20 protein-coding genes and 2 pseudogenes are annotated in these 22,695 nt (G+C 61.6%); 8 read left to right on the plus strand and 14 right to left on the minus strand.

The window, feature by feature from the left end; translation table 11 throughout:
- Window positions 1–32: 32 nt before the first annotated feature.
- Window positions 33–926 carry a PA4780 family RIO1-like protein kinase gene (locus tag AC1D1M_RS08570; RefSeq protein ID WP_223460179.1) on the minus strand — a complete coding sequence of 298 codons (894 nt, stop codon included), beginning with the start codon at window positions 924–926 and terminating at the stop codon, window positions 33–35.
- A 446-nt stretch (window positions 927–1,372) separates the two neighbouring features.
- Between AC1D1M_RS08570 and AC1D1M_RS08575 the strand changes: the two are divergent.
- Window positions 1,373–2,461 (plus strand): annotated as a pseudogene (locus AC1D1M_RS08575) (cache domain-containing protein); the annotation flags it as partial.
- A 129-nt stretch (window positions 2,462–2,590) separates the two neighbouring features.
- Window positions 2,591–3,319 carry a methyl-accepting chemotaxis protein gene (locus tag AC1D1M_RS08580; protein WP_371317838.1) on the plus strand — a complete coding sequence of 243 codons (729 nt, stop codon included), beginning with the start codon at window positions 2,591–2,593 and terminating at the stop codon, window positions 3,317–3,319.
- 125 nt (window positions 3,320–3,444) lie between these two features.
- Here AC1D1M_RS08580 and AC1D1M_RS08585 read toward each other — a convergent pair whose 3' ends face one another.
- On the minus strand, window positions 3,445–4,722 hold the full coding sequence (locus tag AC1D1M_RS08585; RefSeq protein WP_477775298.1) for an acetyl-CoA C-acetyltransferase: 1,278 nt from the start codon (window positions 4,720–4,722) through the stop codon (window positions 3,445–3,447).
- A gap of 135 nt (window positions 4,723–4,857) precedes the next feature.
- On the opposite strand from AC1D1M_RS08585, the gene AC1D1M_RS08590 reads away from it, so the two are divergent.
- Together AC1D1M_RS08590 and AC1D1M_RS08595 are read left to right on the plus strand one after the other, a co-directional pair.
- Entirely contained in the window at window positions 4,858–6,210 is a 1,353-nt protein-coding gene (locus tag AC1D1M_RS08590; protein WP_477775299.1) for a 3-oxoacyl-ACP reductase, read from the plus strand.
- Window positions 6,211–6,212: 2 nt separating this feature from the next.
- Window positions 6,213–7,067: a MaoC family dehydratase gene (locus tag AC1D1M_RS08595; protein ID WP_477775300.1), complete on the plus strand. Its 855-nt coding sequence runs from the start codon at window positions 6,213–6,215 to the stop codon at window positions 7,065–7,067.
- A gap of 55 nt (window positions 7,068–7,122) precedes the next feature.
- Here the strand turns inward: AC1D1M_RS08595 and AC1D1M_RS08600 are convergent, their stop codons facing one another.
- Together AC1D1M_RS08600 and AC1D1M_RS08605 are read right to left on the minus strand one after the other, a co-directional pair.
- Window positions 7,123–7,479, minus strand: a complete 357-nt coding sequence (locus AC1D1M_RS08600; RefSeq protein WP_477775301.1) for a DUF6124 family protein — start codon at window positions 7,477–7,479, stop codon at window positions 7,123–7,125.
- A gap of 708 nt (window positions 7,480–8,187) precedes the next feature.
- Window positions 8,188–8,364 (minus strand): annotated as a pseudogene (locus AC1D1M_RS08605) (LuxR C-terminal-related transcriptional regulator); the annotation flags it as partial.
- A gap of 168 nt (window positions 8,365–8,532) precedes the next feature.
- Between AC1D1M_RS08605 and AC1D1M_RS08610 the strand changes: the two are divergent.
- Together AC1D1M_RS08610 and AC1D1M_RS08615 are read left to right on the plus strand one after the other, a co-directional pair.
- Window positions 8,533–8,745: a hypothetical protein gene (locus AC1D1M_RS08610; protein ID WP_477775302.1), complete on the plus strand. Its 213-nt coding sequence runs from the start codon at window positions 8,533–8,535 to the stop codon at window positions 8,743–8,745.
- A gap of 2 nt (window positions 8,746–8,747) precedes the next feature.
- A complete protein-coding gene (locus tag AC1D1M_RS08615; protein ID WP_477775303.1) occupies window positions 8,748–11,489 on the plus strand; it encodes a PAS domain-containing sensor histidine kinase in 2,742 nt (913 codons plus the stop codon).
- A gap of 140 nt (window positions 11,490–11,629) precedes the next feature.
- Here the strand turns inward: AC1D1M_RS08615 and AC1D1M_RS08620 are convergent, their stop codons facing one another.
- The 4 genes from AC1D1M_RS08620 to AC1D1M_RS08635 are packed head-to-tail and all read right to left on the minus strand — an operon-like array spanning window position 11,630 to window position 13,921.
- A complete protein-coding gene (locus AC1D1M_RS08620) occupies window positions 11,630–12,193 on the minus strand; it encodes a DUF4136 domain-containing protein (RefSeq protein WP_056725261.1) in 564 nt (187 codons plus the stop codon).
- Between the two features lie 55 nt (window positions 12,194–12,248).
- A complete protein-coding gene (locus tag AC1D1M_RS08625; RefSeq protein ID WP_477775304.1) occupies window positions 12,249–12,857 on the minus strand; it encodes a DUF4136 domain-containing protein in 609 nt (202 codons plus the stop codon).
- A gap of 12 nt (window positions 12,858–12,869) precedes the next feature.
- Entirely contained in the window at window positions 12,870–13,619 is a 750-nt protein-coding gene (locus AC1D1M_RS08630; RefSeq protein WP_477775305.1) for a methyltransferase domain-containing protein, read from the minus strand.
- A complete protein-coding gene (locus AC1D1M_RS08635) occupies window positions 13,619–13,921 on the minus strand; it encodes a MazG-like family protein (RefSeq protein WP_477775306.1) in 303 nt (100 codons plus the stop codon). The genes AC1D1M_RS08630 and AC1D1M_RS08635 overlap by 1 nt, the downstream gene beginning before the upstream one ends.
- Before the next feature lie 172 nt (window positions 13,922–14,093).
- Between AC1D1M_RS08635 and AC1D1M_RS08640 the strand changes: the two genes are divergently transcribed.
- Entirely contained in the window at window positions 14,094–14,387 is a 294-nt protein-coding gene (locus AC1D1M_RS08640) for a hypothetical protein (RefSeq protein WP_477754458.1), read from the plus strand.
- 72 nt (window positions 14,388–14,459) lie between these two features.
- Window positions 14,460–15,809, plus strand: a complete 1,350-nt coding sequence (locus AC1D1M_RS08645) for an MATE family efflux transporter (protein WP_477775307.1) — start codon at window positions 14,460–14,462, stop codon at window positions 15,807–15,809.
- Window positions 15,810–15,820: 11 nt separating this feature from the next.
- On the opposite strand, the gene AC1D1M_RS08650 is transcribed toward AC1D1M_RS08645, so the two are convergent.
- The 6 genes from AC1D1M_RS08650 to AC1D1M_RS08675 all read right to left on the minus strand — a co-directional run bounded on the left by AC1D1M_RS08650 (window position 15,821) and on the right by AC1D1M_RS08675 (window position 22,611).
- The gene (locus AC1D1M_RS08650; protein ID WP_477775308.1) at window positions 15,821–16,621 is read right to left on the minus strand and encodes a DUF4123 domain-containing protein; all 801 of its coding nucleotides are present in this window, start codon (window positions 16,619–16,621) and stop codon (window positions 15,821–15,823) included.
- Window positions 16,618–17,937, minus strand: a complete 1,320-nt coding sequence (locus AC1D1M_RS08655; RefSeq protein WP_477775309.1) for a contractile injection system protein, VgrG/Pvc8 family — start codon at window positions 17,935–17,937, stop codon at window positions 16,618–16,620. Before AC1D1M_RS08655 ends, AC1D1M_RS08650 begins: the two co-directional genes overlap by 4 nt.
- 231 nt (window positions 17,938–18,168) lie before the next feature.
- Window positions 18,169–20,082, minus strand: a complete 1,914-nt coding sequence (gene speA / locus AC1D1M_RS08660; protein ID WP_477775310.1) for an arginine decarboxylase — start codon at window positions 20,080–20,082, stop codon at window positions 18,169–18,171.
- 219 nt (window positions 20,083–20,301) lie between these two features.
- The gene (locus tag AC1D1M_RS08665) at window positions 20,302–20,673 is read right to left on the minus strand and encodes a translation initiation factor Sui1 (RefSeq protein ID WP_008053936.1); all 372 of its coding nucleotides are present in this window, start codon (window positions 20,671–20,673) and stop codon (window positions 20,302–20,304) included.
- Window positions 20,674–20,970: 297 nt separating this feature from the next.
- Complete coding sequence (locus tag AC1D1M_RS08670; protein WP_477775311.1) at window positions 20,971–21,540, minus strand: NUDIX hydrolase; 570 nt, start codon at window positions 21,538–21,540, stop codon at window positions 20,971–20,973.
- Between the two features lie 3 nt (window positions 21,541–21,543).
- Window positions 21,544–22,611, minus strand: a complete 1,068-nt coding sequence (locus AC1D1M_RS08675; protein WP_108230350.1) for a DUF2333 family protein — start codon at window positions 22,609–22,611, stop codon at window positions 21,544–21,546.
- Window positions 22,612–22,695 lie beyond the last annotated feature (84 nt).

A 22,695-nucleotide genomic window follows, 5' to 3' on the forward strand; every position in this document is an offset into this window, starting at 1 on the left:
ACCCGGCCGAAGCCGGGTTTTTCTTTATCCGATCACTGCATCCACGGTGGAGGCGGTTCTTCGGTCTTGCCCGGCGGCGCATCGTCCGCCGCGCGTACGGCCTGCTTGCGCTCTTCATCCAGGCGCGCGGCCTCGATCTCGCGCATGATTCCGCCCACGTCGGCCAGCTCTTCCGTGTCGGCGAACTCGCCGGTCAGGACGCTGGCCGGGTGCAAGGTGCCGGCCTCGTACAAGGCCCACATTTCCTTGGCGTACTTGGTCTTCTTCAACTCCGGCGCAAACCGCCCGAAGTAAGACGCCATGTTGCCCACATCCCGCTCCAGCATGCTGAACGCGTGGTTGTTGCCTGCCGCATCCACCGCTTGCGGCAGGTCGATGATGACTGGACCGGTCGGCGTCAGCAGCACGTTGAACTCGGACAGGTCGCCGTGCACCAGACCGGTACACAGCATCAGCACGATCTGGGAAATCAGAAACGCGTGATACTCGCGGGCCTGGTCCGGCTCCAGCACCACATCGTTCAGACGCGGCGCGGCATCACCATACTCGTCGGCCACCAGCTCCATGAGCAGCACGCCTTCGAGGAAGTCGTACGGCTTGGGCACGCGCACACCGGCATTGGCCAGGCGGAATAGCGCCGCCACTTCGGCGTTCTGCCAGGCGTCTTCGGTTTCCTTGCGGCCAAACTTGGAGCCCTTGGCCATCGCCCGGGCCTGACGGCTGTTGCGCACCTTGCGGCCTTCCTGATACTCGGCCGCCTGACGGAAACTGCGTTTATTCGCCTCCTTGTAGACCTTCGCGCAACGTAACTGGTTACCGCAGCGCACCACATAAACAGCTGCTTCTTTACCACTCATGAGTGGGCGCAGCACCTCGTCGACCAGACCGTCCTCGATCAGGGGTTCAATGCGTTTTGGAGTCTTCATCAGCTTTTATTGTGGGTCCTTTATTACCAAACACGCGAAAGTCATTCGTTATACGGCAATCCACCCACGGGGGGGAGGGGTTGCCGACCTATGAGTATTGCAGAAGCACACAATGTGCCGATTTCATCAGGAAAAACCGACGACCGCCACGGGTCGCTCCAGATCATAGCCGAGCCTGCGTCACCTGTTGTGCAAGGGTATTGAGGGCAATTGCGACAGAAACTGACACCACAGATCATACCTTCCGTAGGATTTTTCCCAACAGGCCTCAATTTCCTCCGAAAACAGCCGAAGTCCTTAGTGACAAAGTGATTTGTCCGACAATCGCTGCGACAACAACAGCGATACCGCACTCAAGGACCCGGGTTGACCAAGAACGTTTACGGCTGCCAATAAACCGCGAGTCATCTGCACTGCGTGGGCCTACAAGAAAATCTGGAGCGCGGATGAACATCAAACAGAAGTTGACCTGGGCGTTTGCAATCATTGCCTGCCTGCCCGTGGTGCTGGTCGCCACCCTTGTTGTGCTGAACCTGCGCAGTGATGCCAGGGACGAATTCATCGACGGCAGTGCCCGCGAGATTCGCCAGGTCAGCAACGCCATGCAATTGTTCTTTGACGGCATCAGCCAGAACGTCGATTACCTGGCCAAGCAGCCGCTGATCCGAAACTCCGACGACAGCCTCAAGACTTACATGGCCGCCAACGCCGAGAGCGTCCCTCAGGGCGAGGCGGACAAGAAAGTCTTCACCCTGCTCCAGGACCTGGGCAACAGCCACCCGGCCTACGCCTATGCCATCCTCGGTACGGCGGCGGGCGGCTACGTGTCGTGGCCGGATGACCCGAAGCTGAACAATTACGACCCACGCCAGCGCCCCTGGTACAAGGCGGCCCAGGCCAAACCCGGCAAGCCGTTCCGCACCGAGGCCTACTACTGGGCCCAGGATGACGCGACCTACGTCAGCACCGTGCGCACCATCGACAACAAATTGGGCACCAACGGCGGCGTGGTCAGCATCGACGTGACGCTCAAGCAGCTCACCGAAATCGTCAAACAGATCAAGCTCGGTGAAACCGGCTACCTGATGCTGCTGGAAAACACCGGCATGGTCCTGGTGGACCCGAAACAACCGGAACACAACTTCAAACCGCTGAACAGCCTTGGCGACGGCTACGCGCAACTGGCCAAGGCCGGCAAGGGCCTGGTGGAAGTGGAGCTGAACGGCGAGCACTACATGGCCAACGTCTGGCCATCGGAGCAACTGGGCTGGACCTTCATCGGCCTGATCAAACAGGACGACGTGATGAGCTCCGCGACCCGGTTGACCTGGTTGATCGCCATCATCGCCGCTGTCCTGGCCGTCATCTTCGCCATCGTCGGCGCCAGTTTTGCCAGCCTCATCGTGCGCCCGATCCGCAGCGTGGCCAGCGGCCTGGAAGGCATCGCCCAAGGCGAAGGCGACCTGACCCAGAACCTGCAAATCCGTGGCAATGACGAAACCGCGCAACTGGCCAACTGGTTCAACCAGTTCCTGACCGCGATTCGCAACCTGATCCAGAACATTGGCGGCGCGGCGGGCAAGATCCTCGCCACGTCCAAGAGTTCGACCCAGGTCTCCAGCGACATGGCCGAAGCCGCCGGACGCCAGCGTGAAGCGGTGGACATGGTCTCCACGGCGTTCCACGAAATGGTCGCCACCGCCAACGAAGTCGCACGCTCTTGCAGTCAGGCGGCGGAATCCGCCGACAGTGGCCAGCGCCAGGCACGCGAAGGCCAGCAGCAGATCGATGCAGCGGTGAACAGCGTTGATCGCCTGAGCCAGGAAATCGAACAGTCGGCCCAGTCGATGCAACAGCTGGAGCGCGACAGCAACGACATACAGTCGATCCTGGGGACCATCCGCTCGATCGCTGAACAGACCAACCTGCTGGCGCTGAACGCCGCGATCGAAGCGGCCCGGGCCGGTGAACAAGGTCGCGGCTTTGCCGTGGTGGCCGACGAAGTGCGGGCCCTGGCCAAGCGCACGGCCGACTCCACGGCGGAAATCGACGGGCTGCTGGGCAACCTGGCCAAACGTACCAGCCAGGTGACCCAACAGATGCACGCCAGCCTGGAAGTGTCCCAGCAATCGGTGACCCGCATCGGTGAAGCCCGCAACAGCTTCGGGCAGATTCGCGAGTCGGTGGACGTGATCCGCGACATGAACACCCAGATCGCCACGGCGGCGGAACAACAGCATCAGGTGGCCGAAGACATCAACCGACACATCAGCCAGATCCATGGCGATGCGCAGTTGGTGGCGGAACTGGCCAACTCGGCGCGCCTGGATTCCCAGAGCCTGGCCGGGTTGTCGAATGAGCTGGACGGGTTAGTGCGCAGGTTCCGTACCTGATCAGCCGGCACGCCCCATAACCCTGTGGGAGCGAGCTTGCTCGCGATGAGGCCATCAGCTTCAACATCTTTGTTGACTGACACACCGCTATCGCGAGCAAGCTCGCTCCCACAGTTTTTTTGTGTTCAGCGTTCGATGATGGCGGTCACGCCCTGCCCGCCCGCCGCACAGATCGAAATCAGTCCCCGCCCCTTGCCCGCCGCATCCAGCAACTTCGCCAGGTTGGCGACAATGCGCCCGCCCGTGGCGGCAAACGGATGCCCTGCCGCCAGTGAACTGCCCTTGACGTTGAGTCGGCTGCGGTTAATCGAGCCCAACGGCGTGTCGAGGCCGAGACGGGTTTTGCAATATTGCGGATCTTCCCAGGCCTTCAACGTGCACAGCACTTGCGCGGCGAAGGCTTCGTGGATTTCGTAGTAATCGAAGTCCTGCAAGGTCAGGCCATTGCGCGCGAGCAAACGCGGTACGGCGTAGACCGGCGCCATCAACAACCCTTCCGCGCCGTTGACGAAATCCACCGCCGCCGCCTCGCCGTCACGCCAGTAGGCCAGAATCGGTAAGCCGCGTGCCTTGGCCCACTCCTCGCTGCCCAGCAGCACCAGTGACGCACCATCGGTCAGTGGCGTGGAGTTACCGGCGGTCAGGGTGCCCTTGGCGCTTTTCTCATAGGCCGGCTTGAGCGCGGCGAGCTTTTCCAGCGTGGCGTCCGGGCGCAGGTTGTTGTCGCGGGTCAGGCCCAGAAACGGTGTCATCAGGTCGTTGTGCCAGCCTTCGGCGTAGGACGCGGCCAGTTTCTGATGGCTCTCGAAAGCCAATTGATCCTGTGCTTCGCGGGGGATGTTCCAGGTCTGCGCCATCAGCTCGCAATGCTGGCCCATGGACAACCCGGTGCGCGGCTCGCCGTTGCGCGGGAACTCGGGGATCAGATGTTTGGGGCGCAATTGCAGGAATGTTTTCAGTTTGTCGCCGGTGGTTTTCGCGCGATTGGCTTGCAGGAGGATCTTGCGCAGGCCCTCGCTGACACTGATCGGCGCATCCGAAGTGGTGTCCACGCCACCGGCAATGCCGCAGTCGATCTGGCCCAGGGCAATCTTGTTCGCCACCAGCAATGCCGCTTCCAGCCCGGTGCCGCACGCCTGCTGGATGTCATAGGCCGGGGTGGCGGGCGACAGGCGCGAACCCAGTACGCACTCGCGCGTGAGGTTCATATCTCGCGACAACTTGAGCACGGCCCCGGCGACCACTTCGCCGATGCGCTGGCCATGCAGGTTGTAACGTTCGATCAGGCCCTCGAGGGCGGCGGTGAGCATCACCTGGTTACTGGCCGTGGCGTAGGGGCCATTGGAGCGGGCGAAAGGAATCCGGTTACCGCCGATGATCGCGACGCGGCGCAGTTGGGTCATGAAAAGCTCCTGATGAAATAGCCAAAATTGAAACTACCTCCTGCAATGACCAAGCGTAGGCCTTATCTCGTGGATCGAACGACTGATCGCCATTCATGGTCCACACTTTGAACCCCAGCTTTCGGAGCGCGTTCCATGTCTGACCGCTATATCGACTTCGCCAATTCGTCCATCGGCCATCGCCTGGTCGGCGCCCTGGGGCTGCCGGTGCCGAGCAGACTGGAGCGCTGGCAAGCAGGCCGGCTGCGACCCGTGGAAGGCGCGCTGCTGATCGGCGGCGGGCCGTTGGCGGAACACGTCAGTGCCTTCGCCAACCGCCTGACCGACGCGATCTACAGCTACGGCACCGAGCCGTCGATAGCCACGGCCTGGATTCCCGGCCATGGACAGAAACTCAAGGCCGTGGTGTTCGACGCCAGTGATCTGCTGCACACCGATCAGCTCAAGCAACTGCGCGAATTTTTCCAGCCGCTGATGAAGAACCTCGAACACTGCGCACACCTGGTGATTCTCGGACGCGATCCGCAAACCCTGCGCGACCCGTTCGCCGCCAGTGCGCAGCGTGCCCTGGAAGGTTTCAGCCGTTCCCTGGCCAAGGAGTTGCGCAGCGGTGGCACCCTGCAATTGATCTACGTCGGCGAAGGTGCCGAGGCGCAACTGGAAGGCCCGCTGCGGTTTTTCCTCTCGCCCAAAAGCGCCTTCGTGTCCGGGCAGGTCATTCGCTTGAATCCGTGCTCGACGCCAGTCACCGACTGGACACGCCCGCTCGCCAGGCGCAAGGCACTGGTCACCGGCGCGGCGCGCGGTATCGGTGCCGCCATCGCCGAAACCCTGGCCCGCGATGGTGCCGACGTCATCCTGCTCGACGTGCCCCCGGCCAAAACCGATCTCGAAGCCCTCGCCGCGCGCCTCGGCGGACGCAGCATCACCCTCGACATCTGCGCCGAAGGCGCCGCCGCGCAGTTGATCGAACAGTTACCCGACGGCCTCGACATCGTGGTGCACAACGCCGGCATCACCCGCGACAAAACCCTGGCCAACATGACCCCGGAATTCTGGGACGCGGTGCTGGCGGTCAACCTCAACGCGCCACAGGTGCTGACCAAAGCCCTGCTCGACAGCGGCGCCCTGCACGACAACGGCCGGGTGATTCTGCTGGCGTCCATCAGCGGCATCGCCGGCAATCGCGGGCAAACCAATTACGCCGCGAGCAAGGCCGGGCTCATTGGCCTGGCGCAAGCCTGGGCGCCGCTGCTCACCGAGCGAGGCATCAGCATCAACGCCGTGGCACCGGGTTTCATCGAAACACAGATGACCGCACACATTCCCTTCGGCCTGCGCGAAGCTGGTCGGCGCATGAGTTCCCTCGGTCAGGGCGGCCTGCCGCAGGATGTCGCCGAGGCCGTGGCCTGGCTCGCGCAACCGGGCACCGGCGCGTTCACCGGGCAAGCGTTGCGCGTGTGTGGGCAAAGCGTTCTGGGGGCTTAAGGATGATCACCGACTGGCACACACTCAACCGCGAACCCAGCCTACCGGGGTTGTACGCACGAGCGGCGACACGGCGAAAAATCACTGGCAGCCGCCTGCCCGATTCGGGTTTGCGTTGCTGGGTCGAAGTCGATCCCAAGCGCCTGGCGGCCTATCGCAAGGTCTGTGGTTTCGCCGAAAACGGCCTGCTGCCACCGACCTACCCGCACATCCTCGGGTTCGCCTTGCAGATGCAATTGCTCACGGCCAGGGACTTCCCGTTCCCGCTGCTGGGCCTGATTCACCTGAGCAATCGCATTCGCGTACTACGCCCCATGGGCGGGGTGAGTCGGGTGCGCGTCAGCGTGCAAGTGCAAAACCTGCAACCCCACGCCAAAGGCGCGACGTTCGATTTGCTGACCACCCTCGACGATCAGTTGGGCCCGTTGTGGGAAGCAGAAAGCCGGATGCTCTGTCGCGGCGTCAAACTCGAGGGCGAACCGCTCGAAGAGAACCTGGAGTCGAGCCTGGCCCTGAGCGAAGTCGAACACTGGAAAGCGCCCCCGGACATCGGCCGGCAATATGCAAAGGTGTCCGGCGACTACAACCCGATCCACCTGAGCGCGGCCAGCGCCCGACTCTTCGGTTTCCCGACCGCTATCGCCCACGGTTTGTGGAACAAGGCGCACACGCTGGCTGCGTTGGCCGGGCATCTACCGACGGCGAATGTTGAGATCATGGTGCAGTTCAAGAAGCCGGTGCGCTTGCCCGCCGAGGTGACTTTGCTGGCCAGTGCGCCGGGTTCGAGCGGGGATTTGCAGTTGGTGGGCGCCGGGGATCTGGAGCATATGGTCGGAAATTGGCGGCCGATTGCCTGACAAGGCCGATGTCTGTGGCGAGGGAGCTTGCTCCCTTGCCACAAAAGCTCCGTGGTCAGTCTTGCGGATCGAGATTATCCAACGCCCGGTTCACCGCCAGCTCACCCAGCATGATCACCTGTGCAATCCCCAGCAGAGTGTTGCGCTGCGAGCCCTCCAGAAACCCCGCGAAATCACTCGCCATCACACTCGCCGACGCCAGCGACTCACAGGCGTGGGCCAGCAGGGTTTCGGTGTCGATGTCCGGGGCGATGACGAACATCGTGCTGGGTTTGTGAACGGCAGGTGGCTTGGGCGGATTGAGGTAGTGATCGAGGGCGCGGTCGGCGGCTTCGTGGAGTTTGTTTGAGTGGAGGGATTGATAGGGGGAAACGTCGTCGGTTTCGGGGGGATTTGGGGTTGGTTTGATCATGGTGAATCTCCATTCTTGGATTTGGAGTTCGCCATCACTGCGACCAAGCAGAAGGGTGGCGAACCGTACGCAGGTTGGTCGACCAGGGAATGGAAACCCGGCAGGGCCTAGGCCCTCCCACGCACAGCTCGCCATTAAGCAAGCACAAAAATGCCGCTAGCGCGGCACTGTGCGCCATTCTAAACCCGGGCGACCAAACCCGATCACTGAATTTGCAGTGACGGACAAAGGCTAGAGATCGCACTTCCGACGGACAACCTTAAAAACATGTCGGAGTTTTCCTCGGGACTTGAGGAAAACTACACAGGATTGGTCGGCTGACAGGCCGCCATCGCGAGCAAGCTCGCTCCCACAATGGGTCGGGGTACACCCACGCTTCTCACCACTCATCAGGCCGAGCGTTAGCTCGCCTGCAGCTCTTGATCTTGATCCACCCGCCCCCTCGGGAGGCTGAGTGGAGGTGTTCATCCGGGGACTGGCGCGCAGCGCCGTTCGACGCAGTCGAACTCATTGCATGTAGGTCGAAGCGAAGCCGACCGGAGGGCAATGCCCCGGATGAATGCCGGAGCAAAGGAACCCCGAGCCTAAGCGAGGGGCCGTACGTTCGGGGCGAGACCTTTGGTTCCTTTGGGGCGTTTGCCAAAGGGACTCGCCGTAAGGGCGAAACCATAAGCAGCCGTTACCGCAGAATCGGATATGTACACAAAATCAGTGCGCCGTAACCCACTGCCGCATCCCGGAATTACTGGGCGACAAGGCCAACTGCGTCCGATTACGCATATGCGTCAACTGCAACACCTGCGACACAAACAACTTCACCGTGTTCTCGATAATCCCCAACTCACAAGCAATCTGATAATTGGTCTGCACCTTGCCCACCTGTCTGAAATGTAAAAGATGGGTTCTAAGCCCTTGACTCATAGGAAACCAGGCTCGTGGCGCCAGAAACAGCCAGATCAACAGGACAAAGCTCCGCATACGGTAAAAAACGTCCGTTTTGTCTGAATGATTCTATGCTGACATTACACAGTGATGGTCAGGGTAGACGCACTCATGAAAGCCAGCCTCCCCCACAAACAAAAAGGTGCCGTTGCGATTGAGTTCGCCCCGGTGTTCATCATTTTTTTTGGCGTGCTCACCACGACGTACACGAGCGGATTGCTGACCGTCGCCATTCATTACCCGACCAATAAAATCAACGCCGCCATCCCGTTCCTGAACCTGCCGGGCATCGGTCAGGTGCCGAATCTGCCGGCGAGCCTGTAATTTTGAGTGCCGGTGACAAACTCTTCGGGCGCCTGCTCAACCGCCATCCGCCGCCCCCGCCGGAGCCGCAAGAGGCACTGCGGGTGCACAGTTTAGGATTGCAGATGCAGCTCGATGCCGAGGGGCATGTCGTTCAACTGAGTGGTCCGCTGCGGCACTTGCTGGCCCAGCAAAGTCCCGGCGCGCTGACACCGCATCTGCTCGACTTCCTGTTACCCCACAGCAGCCTCGTCATCGAAGGTGCGCCGGCGGACTGGCAGGGAAAAAACCTGGATCTGGACTTTTACAGTCTCAACGGTCCGCCGCTGCATTTGCGCGGCTGGGTGCAACCCTTGGCCGATACCTGGCTGTTGCAGATGCTCGACATCGGCGACTTGTTGCTCGAGCGCCGGCAGTCGCGCAACCGCGAACAATGCCAGGTGCTGGCGATGCAAATCGCCGAACAGTTGCGCCTGTGCAGCCTGGCGCGCCTGCCCGAGGTGCTGGGCGAACAATTGCAAAGCCTGGCCCAGCGTTTTCAGATTCCCGGCATTGCCCTGGCCTTGCTTGATGAGCAGGAACAGGGTTGGCAGATTCACCAGCACTACACGGCCCCCGATGCCCCGCAACTGTGGCAAAACGGCCAACGCCTGGGCACGGGGCTGGACAGTTTGAGCGGCTCGGCGCCGCAGCACCTGACCCTGCGCGAACACCCGCGCCTGCAAGGCACGTTCGGCAATACCGATGGCTTCGCCGTGCCCTATCACGACGCGCAAGGGGTGGTCGCCTGGTTGCTGTGCGGTTTCTTCACGGCGCCACAACGCGCTCCCGATGTCACGGAGCGCGACTGGCTGCAAATCACCGCCGCGCTTGCCAGCCCCTTGCTCGAACGCCTGCGCCAGCACCGGCATCATCTGCAACTGGAACGCCTGGAATCGCTGCAAGCGTTGCTGGGCACAGGCTGGTGGGAAGTTTTCAGCGACAGCGACGAGGTGCAGTTGGCACCGTCGCTGGTCACGACCCTGAACCTTGGAACGTCGCGTATATCCGTGCAGGACTGGCTCAATCAGGTGTATCCCGCCGACCGCGAAGAGCTGCGCATCCGCCTGCAAGACTTGCAGGAGTCGGGCATGCCGCTGCTGTTGTGCGTGCGCCTGTATCGCCCCGACGATGCGCCCGAACCGATCTGGTATCGCCTGCAAGGCCAGCCGCTGGGCGTGGGGAAAAACCGTCGGCTGGTGGGTTTCATGCTCGACATCAGCGACATCAAGAACCAGGAGCAGAGCGCTGCCGCCGCCCATGCGCGCCTGGACAATCTGATCGCCAGCTCGCCGGCGGTGATTTACGTACAGCGCTATGTCGAAGGTGCGTTGCAACCGGTGTTCTTCAGCGACAGCCTGTTGCCACTGCTCGGCTGGACCCTCGCCGACTGCACACCCGGAACGTTGGTAGAGCGGGTGCATCCCGACGACCGCCTGCAATATTTCGAACGCACCCGGCAGTTGCTGCGTGAAGGCTCAGTGCGCGCGCGCTATCGGTTGCGCGACAGTCACGGCGACTATCACTGGCTGCTGGATGAAGCGAAGTTGTTGCGCGACGACCTCGGCTTGCCGGTTGAGGCCCTGGGCCTGTGGCTGGACGTCACCGAAGCGACCCTGGCCACCGAACAGGTCAGGCAGAGTGAAGAGCGCTACCGGATTCTGGTGGAAGACTCGCCGGCAATGATCTGCCGCTACCAGCCGGATCTGACCCTGACCTTTGGCAACCGCCCGTTGGCCACGCATCTGGAACTGGCGCCCGAGCAACTGCCGGGGGTGAATCTGGGTAGCTGGATGTCCGGGGAACAGCGCAATGCATTCATCCAGCGGTTGCACCAACTGAGCCCCGAGTTTCCGGTCAGCACCGCCGAGATCAATCTGCAACTGCCCGGCTGCGAACACGCCTGGTGGGTCTGGTCCGATCGTGGAATGTTCGACGAACAGGGCCGATTGCTCGAGGTTCAGGCCGTGGGGCGCGACAACACCGAAGTGCGGCGCTCGCAGCAGCAGCTCACGCAAAGCGCGAAAATGGCCACTCTCGGTGAAATGGCCACCGGCCTGGCCCATGAGATCAACCAGCCGTTGAACGTGATGCGCATGGCCATCGTCAATGTCCTCAAGCGCCTGAACAACGGCGACGCGCAGATCGACTACCTGATCGACAAGCTCACCCGCATCGACACGCAAGTGCAGCGCGCCGCGCGGGTGGTGAACCACATGCGGGTGTTCGGCCGCCGCTCGGAAATCGAACAGCAACCGTTCAATCCGGCCCAGGCCATCGAAGGCATGCTGTCGCTGTTGTCCGAGGGCATGCGCGACAAAGGCGTCGAGCTGCGCATCAGCGAGAGCGGTTTTGAAGTGCAGGTGCGCGGCTACGTCGATCAACTGGAACAGGTGCTGATCAACCTGATGGTCAACGCCCGGGATGCCTTGCTCGACAAGCGCGAAACCCAGCCCGGGTTCAAGCCGTGGATTTCGTTGTACGCCGAACGGGACACGCACTCGGTACGCCTGTGGGTCGAGGACAACGGCGGCGGTATCGACCCGCGTCTGCTGGAGCGGATTTTCGAGCCGTTCTTCACCACCAAACCGGTGGGCGTCGGCACCGGTCTGGGGCTGTCGGTGAGCTACGGCATCGTCGAGAACATGGGCGGCAAACTGAGCGTCAGGAACTCCACCGAGGGGGCGCTATTCTGCATCGAACTGCCGATTGTGCTGCCTGACTAGATCACCTGGGATGGGCGTCCCGAGTGACAACTGAAGTCGGCACCCACCTCTTCGACTTTGTTCCGGTCGATCCCCAGGCTCGCCAGTGTCGAGCATAAAAAACCCCTGTGGGAGCACAGGGGTTGAGAGGCCGGCTGATTCTAGGATGCGTGCGGTGGGTAGTTGGCCAATATCCGCGTGACCGTTTCCCAGATGGCATCGCGGCGATCCGTCGGGTTCGGCGTGCGGCTGAGTATCTGTTCGTCACTGCCGCGCCACACCAGTTTGCCGTCCTTGCCATCGAGCAGGTCGATCTGGATGGTCGCCACTTTGTAGCTGACATTGCGGGTTTCGTTATACATGGGAGCGCCGTAGTAGCCATACCACGGGTTACCCCAGCCGCCGCCGTAATTGGTGGTCACCTGTTGTTGCCGTTCTTCGACAATCAGGTAGGTCTGCACATTCAAATCGCCCTTGGCGCCTGCAGCGGCCGGGCGCAGACCGCGCTGATCCAGTTGATCGGCAACCGCCTGACGGACGCGCTGTTCGGTCAGGTCGCTCTTGATCCGTGGATCATCGGGACGGTATTGCAGGGCGGGTTCTTTCCAGGTCCAGCTGCGATAGGCAGCAAAGTCGCGGCTGGCGTCGAAGTCATGATTGACCTGGTTGGCGGCGCAGGCACTGAGCAGCGCGGCCACTGCCAGTAAAACAAAACGGCGGAACATGATGATTCTCCGGTTGAAGACATGATCCTGTGGAATGCTTCTTATCTACAAGAAGCTAACTAGGAGGATACGCCGACATTGCCTTTTCCACAGCCTCCCGTAGGGCATCAGCGCGCTCGCTTTCGCTGCCCCGGTTGCCGGTTTCAGCGCTGGAGCTCCATATCGGCTGACCGCTTTTGGCGTCAAACATGTCCACCTGCACGACCACGACCTGTTCCTGATAGGTACGGATGATCGGCACGGTGGCATATCCGCCATATCCAGGGCCGTAGCCGTTGTAGCCGCCATAACCGCCGCCGTAATAGTCGTCCTGGACCTGACGCAAGCGGGTTTCCATCCGCAGGTCGGCGCTGACAAACAGGTCCGCTGGACGATTGTCATGCAACGGGCGCAGGCCGCGTTGGTCCAGCGCATTGCTGACCGCTTCGGCAACCTGCGCCGAGTCCGCCCACGCGGTGCCCGGTGGCAGATGGCCGTTGAGCCAGGCCCAACTGCGGTACTTGCCGTAGTCACGGGGCGCCGCCGGGTAGGCGCTTCGATCGAACGTATTGGCAGCCTGGGGCGGCGCAGGTGGCAAAGGGTTGGACGTGGCGACATAGGGGTTGCTGCCCTGGCAAGCGGCCAACCCCAGGCAGAACACCAGTACACCTGAATGATTTTTCATTTCGTGCTCCGATCAGACAGGCCGACAGATCCAGTGCAAGTAACGGCCAAGCCCGGCAAAACTTGGATGACGACGGTGGGCCAGTTCCATTTCCAGCAGGTCCGCCAGCTCGGCGCGGGCCTGGAATTCCACCGGCATGTAATCGTGAAAAACCCGTACTCCACTCTGTGTTTCGACCTGCCACAGACCTTCAAGTTGCGCCGCCAGCTCGCGCGGATCAAGGGGCTGCTGCGGGGTCAGGCTCTGCTTTTCGCCGGCCATGTCGTTCTTGCGCATCTTGCGGAAATGGCCCTTGAGCAAGTTGCGATAAATCAGCGCGTCACGGTTGTAGAACGCCAGGGACAGCCAGCCGTCGGCCTTGGTCAGTTGATGCAGCACCGGCAGGATGGCGTGGGGTTCGGCCAGCCATTCCAGCACGGCATGGCACAGCACCAGGTCGTAGGGTTCGGTGAGCTGCCCGAGCAGTTCCTGCCACGGCGCCTGAATGAACGTGGCGTTCTGCCCGGCTTCGGCAAAGCGCTGGCGGGCGCCTTCGAGCATCGGTTCGGCAGGCTCGGCGAGGGTCACCTGATGACCGCGCTGGGCCAGCCACAACGACATGTGGCCAAGGCCGGCGCCGATGTCCAGAACGCGCAGCGGACGGTCGGGCAAGATTTCGGCCAGGTCGGCCTGCAACACCGCCAGACGGATCGCCCCTTTGGCACCGCCGTAGATTTTTTCGGCGAAACGGGTCGCCAGTTGATCGAAATGACGGTCGCTCATCAGCTGAACCTCCTTTCGCTGTCCGCCAGTTTGCCGCGCACCACTGCTTCCATGTCCAGGCCCAGCTCGCTGCACAACAGCAACAGATAAAGCACGATGTCACCGACCTCCTGCCCGGCGTGGGCGAGTTTGTCCGTCGGCAATTGACGTGACTGGTCTTCGCTCAGCCACTGGAAAATTTCCACCAGCTCGGACATTTCCACGCTCGCGGCCATGGCCAGGTTTTTCGGGCTGTGAAATTGCCGCCAGTCATTGCGGTCACGGATGGCGTGCAGGCGTTCGGTCAGTTCAACAAGGTTCATCGGGCTCTCCTGAAGGCGTATAGCTTCGGGGGGATCACAGGTGAAGGCAAGGGGCAGAAGATGCATGTTCATCTGTGCAACGCTCTATGCTTGTGGGGAACTCGGCAGCATGATCAGCAGCCAAAGGCTCAAATCGGCAACCATGCCACTTTTTAATCAGGACGTTCATTCCATGCAGGTAGAAGGTTTTTCCGAATGGCTCGGCCAGGTACTCGGCTCGATCATCCGCTTCATCGTTGATGGCCTCAGCGGGCTGTTCAATCTGTTGAGCAACGCCAGCAGCAATTTTGTCGAAGGCTTGTCCCAGGCTCTGGGCATGGATACCTCGGTCGTCAGCATCGTGACCTTGATCCTCGGGCTGTTACTGCTGTGGTCGGCGATCCGCGCCTTTCTCAATGCGTCGTTCATCATGGGGATCATCTGGTTGGTGCTGGGGCTGTGGTTGCTCAGCTGGATTATCCACTGACACCACAAGCCATTGTGGGAGCGGCGGATTTCAAATCTGCCGTTACAATGCCCGCTCCCCCAAGGAGCCTGCATGTCCAACCTGACCGCCGACTGGCGCGACCGCCCTACCCATCGCCGGGTCTGGGCACTCGCCGCGCCGATGATTCTTTCGAACATTTCCGTGCCACTGGTGGCGCTGGTCGACAGCACCGTCATCGGTCACCTGCCCCACGCCCATCAACTCGGCGCCGTCGCGGTCGGGGCCAGTCTGTACACCTTCCTTGCCTGGGCCATGGGCTTTCTGCGCATGGGTTCCACCGGCTTCGCCGCCCAGGCGGCAGGGCGTGGCGATGGCGCAGCCTTGCGGCAGATTCTGTTGCAAGGCCTGCTACTCGCCATCGGCCTGGCCGTGGTGCTGGGTGTGGTGGGCGTGCCGTTGAGCGGGGTCGCGTTGCACTTCATGCAACCGTCGGCGGAGCTCGATCAACTGACCCGCGAGTTCTTCCACACCCGCCTGTTTGGCTTGCCGGCGGCGCTCGCCAGCTATGCTCTGGTCGGCTGGTTTCTCGGCACCCAGAATGCCCGGGCGCCGCTGGCGATTTTGCTGAGCACCAACCTGGTCAACATTGCCCTGAACCTGTGGTTCGTCCTCGGCCTGGAATGGGGCGTGGTTGGTGCGGCCCGGGCCTCGGTGATTGCCGAGTGGACGGGGGCACTGATCGGCTTACTGTTGACCCGCAAAGCCCTGCGCGCCTACCCGGGGCATATCGTCTGGGCAGCATTGGCGCTGTGGCAGAGTTGGCGGCCATTGCTGGCGGTCAATCGCGACATTTTCATCCGCAGCCTGGCGCTGCAATCGGTGTTTTTCCTGATCACGGTGCAAGGCACACGGCTGGGCGACGCCACGGTCGCGGCCAATGCCCTGCTGCTCAACGGGTTACTGCTGACCGCCCACGCCCTCGATGGCCTGGCCCACGCGGTCGAAGCACTGTGCGGGCATGCGCTTGGCGCCCGTGACCGCGATGCCCTGCGCCGTTCGTTGGTGGTGGCGTGCGGCTGGTCGTTGCTGGCGAGCCTGGGTTTCGCCGCGCTGTTTCTGTTTGCCGGGCACCTGTTCATCGAGATACAGACCGACATTCAGAGTGTGCGCGATACGGCGTTCATCTACCTGCCCTACCTCGCCGTACTGCCGTTGATTGCCGTCTGGAGTTACCTGCTCGACGGCCTGTTCATCGGCGCCACCCGCGCCCGGGAAATGCGCAACGGCATGCTGCTGACCGTTGCGCTGGTGCTGCCTTTCGGCTGGGCACTGCAGGGCGGGGGCAACCATGGCCTGTGGATAACCTTTTTGTTGTTCATGCTCTTGCGCAGTCTGACCCTCGGCTTGATCGCCTGGCGCCTGCGCCGTAACGATGGCTGGTTCGCCGGCAGCACTCACTGAACGGGGCGACCTCATGACCAGGGTGGATCGTTCTGCCACAAGTGACGCAGGCTATCGAGCCGCTCCTGTTGAGTCCTGCCCGGCAACGGCTGCACGGGCACGGCGTCGGGATACTGCAAGCGTAGCCATATCCAGCCATCAAGCACTGGGCGCTCGCTGAAACCCAGCGCCAGCCCTTCCTGCACAAAGGTCCACAGACGGGGAAAATCGACACCGGTGGATCGGTTCCAGCGCCAGGCATGCTGTTCCAGCAGGCAGGTTTGCAATTTTCCCTGCTGCCCGGCGCTGAGGCTTTCCTCGACGGCCAACGGGCTGACCGCCAACCCCGGGTTGGACAAGCGCTGCCAGCCCTCACATCCCATCGCGCGGTCGGCCCAACTGCCGCCGAACCAGCGTAACTGGTGGATGGGCCCTAGCCAGCGACTCAGTTCAGCGGCATCGCAAGCATCGAAGAAATAGCTGGCCGTGATCGGGTTGTAGTAACTCAAAAGGGCCCGGTGCAGGCCAAGCGTGACCGTGAGCATACGCCGCAAATGCGCCAGCAACGACGAAGTGCTGGCCTCGCTGACGATCAGCAATCCGGGCCAGCGTTGTCCGTCGACGATACATAAATCGGCCAGTGCCGGGCAGGTGCGCAAATCGACCAGGACCGGTCCCTGCTCATGCAGCGCATGCCACTCCGTAGCTTCGAACAATCCGGACCACCGGGCTTGCGCAAACATCTGCCGAAGTGCGACACCCGCCTGCGGCGTGCCCGGCACATCCAGCAACAGCCACTGCGGGGGTGCCTCGGGCGTGCGTGTGACGATCATGCCCCAGAGCTCTGGCCAAGCTGCGTCGCCAGACGACAGGTACACAACGCTTGTGCGCAATGCTTGAAACTGCCACCGCCGGGCAGCAGGCACAACATCAGCAATGGCTCCCCCGACCGCAACCATTGCTCCAGGCCCTCATCAGGGGTGCCGCTGGGCTGGGGGGTGTCAGCGTCCGTCACTTCGACCGTTGCCAGTGCATGCAGTAACCCGGTTATCTGCGGTTGATCGGGATCGCCCTCGACAAACCCCACGACCAGCTCAGTCCCTTCCCGCAATGACGAGAACGTCGAGGCCTGCAACTGCCTGGCCAGGGGTAACCAGCAATGACTGGGCGTGGCCCCTTCGCCCTGATAAAGCCAGTCGAATTGCACCGGTACCGGCCTTGCCGGGTCGGGGCTTGGTTCATCGACCTCGACGACCCACGCCCGTTGCAGGCTATGCATTTGTGGTTTGACCGTCGCACAGGGCGGCTCGATGGGTGCCGGCCAGTGCAGGGCATAGGCCTGATTGCGGTAAGGCGTCGTCGTATCCTGGCTGCCCCAATGCTCAACCTGGGTCAGCAGCCAGAGCCGGTTGCAATCGGTAACCGGATGACCGGACAGCGGCATCAGCCGACCGCTGCGCAAGGTCGCCAGGTCCGTCCGGCATTCGGCACACTGCGCCGCTGTCCCACCGCAGCGCTGACGTTCGAACTGCCGCACCGCCGGCCGATCGCCCTCGCTGCGCAATACCGCAGGTTCGCCGGTTGGAAAATGCTGCTGATCATCCCCAAACACCACGCAGTGCCCGCAGGCCCTGTGTTCGAAGTGGTAGTGAAGCCGCTCCTGGGCGCACAGTCGCTGGAGAAACTGCAGATCCGACTCTCGATATTGCGTGCAGAAATCCCGGGGCGGGTATTCGCCGCTCAGCGCCAGGCGTCGATCTTTGCCGGTAATACCGTGCTCCTTGAGCACCTGATCGAGGATTTGCGGCACTGAAAGGGCGCTGAAAATTCGTTGGCTGAAGCGCTGGGCCAGGCAAGCCAGTTTTGGCCCCAGGCGCACCTGGCAGAGCCGGGGTCCCGAGGCATGATCACGCTGGACGAGTTCATGCAATTGTCCATGCACGTGGTTGCCGGCTGGTCCGAAATGCAACGAGGCCGGGCGGTATAGCAAACTGGCGAGGTCAAGCAGCGGGTCATCGATCAGCAGTTCCAGGTCGAACACGAACGGCTCGCTGATGGCTTCTCTACCGGTAAAGGCCAGGACCTCAAAGGAGTCGGGCAGACCTGCTACATCCAGACGAAATGACGGCTCGCTGACTGGATTGAACATCGGGGTTTCTCTACAGGAGGGGCGGCCGGGGATTCTCGCTGAGAGACATGGCCGAGTAGAGTGCCGAAATACAAATTAGGAAATAACCTACGCGAAAAGAAGACCAAATGCTTTGGGTCGTCGAGACGCGGGAAATTTCGCTTGGAATAGGAGAATTGCCGCACCAGGTCATCTGAAATTTCCGCAGCGAACGGAAAATTTTCAGACAACCTGATGAGCGTGACGCTTACCTCAGGAAGACAGGTAAGACGAACGGGTCAGCCCCAGACGCAAGGCATCGAGGAACTGCGTGCGCTCGGATGCGCTGATGCGGGCACTGGCGCACTTGTCGCGGTAGTGGGTCATCAGCTCTTCCGGGGACAAGTGCACGTAACGCAGCATGTCTTCGATGGTGTCGTGGGTTTCGATACCGGCGTGGTACACGCTGCCGTCGGCGTTCTGGTAGATGTTCACCGAGTCGGTGTCACCGAACAGGTTGTGCATGTCGCCAAGAATTTCCTGGTAGGCACCGACCAGGAACACACCCAGCAAGTAGTCTTCACCTTCGTTCAGGGCGTGCACCGGCAAACTGGTTTCGATGCTCTGCTCGTCGACGTACTGGTTGATCTTGCCGTCGGAGTCACAGGTCAGGTCCTGCAGTACCGCACGACGCAGCGGCTCTTCGTCGAGGCGATGCAGCGGGATGATCGGCAGGACCTGGTCGATAGCCCAGGTGTCCGGCAGGCTCTGGAACACCGAGAAGTTGCAGATGTACTTGTCGGCCAGTTTGTCGTTGAGTTCGTCCAACACCTGACGGTGGGAACGCTGGCGTGCCTTCAGCGAGTTGTGCAGGCGACGGCACACGGCGAAGTAGCACTGCTCGGCCAAGGCTTTCTCAGCCAGGGTCAACTTACCGTCGGCATACTGGGCGGCGATATCGCTCATGTAGTGCGTGGCGCGCCAGTAGGTTTCGGTGACCATCTCGATGTCGGTCGGACCCAGCAGGTCTACCAGCCACTGCACGGTTTCCGGCAGTGCTTCCTTGTTCTCGATCTGCGGCACGTCGTCGTTGTGTTTCTCGACATCGGTCACCTGCACCACCAGCATGGCATGGTGGGCGGTCAGGGAACGGCCGCTTTCGGAGAAGATGTTCGGGTGCGGCAGGCTCTGCGCGTCGCAGAATTCCTTGAGCATCCCGACCACTACGCCGGCGTAATCGTCCATGTCGTAGTTGATCGAACTGGCGTTACGCGAGTGCGTGCCGTCGTAGTCCACGCCCAGACCGCCGCCGACATCGATGTGGTCCACCGGCAGGCCAAGGTTGCGCAATTCGCCGTAGTAACGGATCGCTTCCTTGAAGCCGTGCTGGTAGTCAGCGAGGTTGGCGATCTGCGAGCCCATGTGGAAGTGCAGCAGGCGAATGCCCTGGTCTAGACCAGCTGCGCGGAAACGCTCGACCACCGACAGCAGTTGCGCCGCCGACAGGCCGAACTTGGATTTCTCGCCGCCGGTGTCCGCCCACTTGCTCGACGCCAGGGACGACAGGCGCACGCGCAGGCCGACCTGGGGCTTGACCTTGAGCGAGGCCGCTTCTTCGATCACCAGGCCGACTTCGGATTCTTTCTCGATCACGATGAACACGTTGTGGCCGAGCTTCTGGCCCATCAACGCCAGGCGGATGAACTCGCGATCCTTGTAACCGTTGCAGACGATGGTGCCGCCCTTCGGCGCCAGTGCCAGCACTGCCAGCAGCTCAGGCTTGGAGCCGGCTTCCAGGCCGATGGAAACGTCTTGGGTGGCGATGATGTTTTCGATCACCGCTTCCTGCTGGTTCACCTTGATCGGGTACAGCGCGGTGTATTTGCTCTGGTACTCCAGACGCTCGATGTTCGAATCGAAGGCGCCGGTCAGCTGACGCACGCGGTCTTGCAGGATGTCCGGAAAACGGACCAGCAACGGCAAGGACAGGCCGCTTTTGCGCAGCTGGTCGACTTGCTCGAACAGGTCGATAGGCGGGCTGCTCGGACCGTTCGGACGAACTTCAACGCGACCGGCGTCATTGATCGCGAAATACCCGGCCCCCCAATGGCGAATCCCGTAAACACTGCGGCTGTCCGCAACTGTCCATTGGCTGCCATCGTCTTTGCGTGTGCGTCGTACGGACATCGAAGTCCCCTATAAAGAAGTCATAGTGCGTCGCCTGGGTTCAGGCCGGCGCAGTCTAAAGAATGAAAATGACGGTTCGTCAACGAGGCAATAGACCCCGCCGACCGCAGTGAGTTTAGATACCGGTCATGAACAGGCTCTGTGAAAACCATGGTGACGACGCCAGACCTGAATGCCATCAGGACCGGATCAAGCCGCGGGTGGTTTTCACAGAGGCTGCTAGCCGCCGGACTTCTTCGCCTTGAAACCGAGCTTGATCAGTTCTGCCAAGAGTAGCTCGACATGATCGCCCTGGATTTCGATGACACCGTCTTTCAGCGCCCCACCGGTACCGCAACGTTTCTTCAACGTCGTGGCCAGGTCCTTGAGCGCGTCTTCAGCCAACGGCACGCCGGTGATGGTGGTCACCGTCTTGCCGCCACGGCCCTTGCTTTCGCGACGCACGCGCGCGATGCCGTCGCCGGCAGGGATAACGGTCTGTTTGCAGATGCAGGCGTCCACCGGTTTACTGCATTCCGGGCAATGACGACCTGCGTCGGTGGAAAATACCAGGCCGCCCAGGGCGGCGAAGGATGCGGCTTTTTTGGCCACCGGCAATCCTCTTCGGAGGACAAAGACTGGTCGCAGCACTCGGGAAGGCTATCGACCGCGAAGCCCCACTCAGGCAGGGGCAGCGCTACTGAAACGGTACGACATTCACTTCACTGTAGGAGCGAGCTTGCTCGCGATGAACTCAAAGGCGACGCGTTCATTCTGGATGCCCGCGCTATCGTTGACGTCCATCGCGAGCAAGCTCGCTCCTACAAAAAAGCAATACCGTTTCAGTTTGAAAAGGTCGCGCAGTGTAACGGCAAAAACGTCGATTGCTAAGAGCCAATCGGCGCCAATTTATAGCTGTTTTGCGACGTCGATCCGGCGTGAACGCAAATAGCGCTTCAACGCGGCCAGAGAGTCCGGGCAGTAAGGCTTTTGCTCGATTTCCAGCATCACCTGATCAACGGGGATGAAGCGCGCTTCGAGCACCTCTTCCGGTTGCAGGATCAACGGGCCGTCCCACACCGCCGAGAACGCCGAACACCACAGGCGATTGCCGGTGTCCTCGAAGAAAAAGTGGTCATGGGCGGTCAGTTCCACGCCACTCACTCCCAGTTCTTCCTCCAGCTCCCGGGCCGCCGACTCGGCGTAGGTTTCACTGGCGAGCACCATGCCGCCCGCCGCTACGTCCCAGTAACCGGGATAGATTGCCTTGCTCAGCGTGCGGCGATGCACGCACAGCTCGCCAGCGGAGTTGAACAACATAATGTAGGTGCCGCGCCCGATCAGCCCGCGCTCGCGCAAGTCGGAACGGACCAGGGCGCCGAGCAGGTTGTCCTGCTCGTCGACCCAGGCGATCTGTTCGGCATCGGAAGCCGCACGGTGCGCGGCTTCTCGCATTCCATCGACAGAGTTATCAACCATGACTCAGCCCTGATTGAGCAGTTGACGCAAATCGATCACCGCCGCGTTGGCCCGGGAAATGTAGTTGGCCATGACCAGCGAGTGGTTGGCCAGTACGCCGAAGCCGCTGCCGTTGAGGATCATCGGGCTCCACACTGGTTCCTGCGACGCTTCCAGCTCACGAATGATCTGGCGCACGCTGACCGTGGCGTTCTTCTTGGCCAGCACATCGGCGAAGTCGACTTCGATGGCGCGCAGCAAGTGCGACAAGGCCCAGGCCTGGCCGCGAGCCTCGTAGAACACGTTGTCGATCTGCAGCCATGGCGTTTCGACGATTTCTTCATCGACTTGCGGCGCCACACCCGGTGCCACGACCTCGGTCTTCAGCGCAGTGTTGAGCTTGACCCGGCCGACACTGGCCGACAGTCGTTGCGACAGCGAACCCAGTCGGGTGCCGACGTCACCCAGCCAGTTGTTCAGGTTGTCGGCGCGGGCATAGAACAGCGCGCTTTTCTGATTCGGATCGGACAGACGCGCCTGATAGCGGCTCAGGGAATTGATGCCTTCCTGATACTCGGACTCACTGGACGGCAGCACCCAGCTCTTGTTGTCGAAGTTGAAACGCGGCTCGGCCTTGGCCAGGTCAGCGTCTTCGGCGGACTGCGACTGCGAACGGGCAAAGTCTTTACGCAGTGCACGGCTCAGGTCGCGGACCTGCACCAGCACGCCGTATTCCCAGCTCGGCATGTTGTCCATCCACAGGCCTGGCGGGAACCGGTCGTTGGAAATGTAGCCGCCCGGCTTGGTCAGCAAGGTGCCGGCGACGGTCTTGAGGGTTTCCACCGTGGTGTAGCCGACGACCATCTGCTTGCCTTCTTTCTCGGCCGCCAGTTGCGCGGTTTGCTGGACCGGGAACAGCGCCGGCTCCTGGCTCCAGTACCAGCCCAGGACACTCGCCACCAACAGGTAGATGCCCAGCAGAGTGGCCAGCGCCCGGCTGAACAACAGACCGCCCAGATAACTGCGGGTCTCCGACTTCGGTTCAGCGGCACGTTCAGGCGCACTGCCTGTGCGGTTCTTCCAGTCCAGCATGGCGATATCCTTTCAAGCTCTTGAGGTCAACGGTTCGACCACAACCATACAACAACGTGCCTTGGCCCGGCACCCGCCATCGCA

The sequence above is a fragment of the Pseudomonas sp. P1_F7 genome, assembly GCF_056405655.1.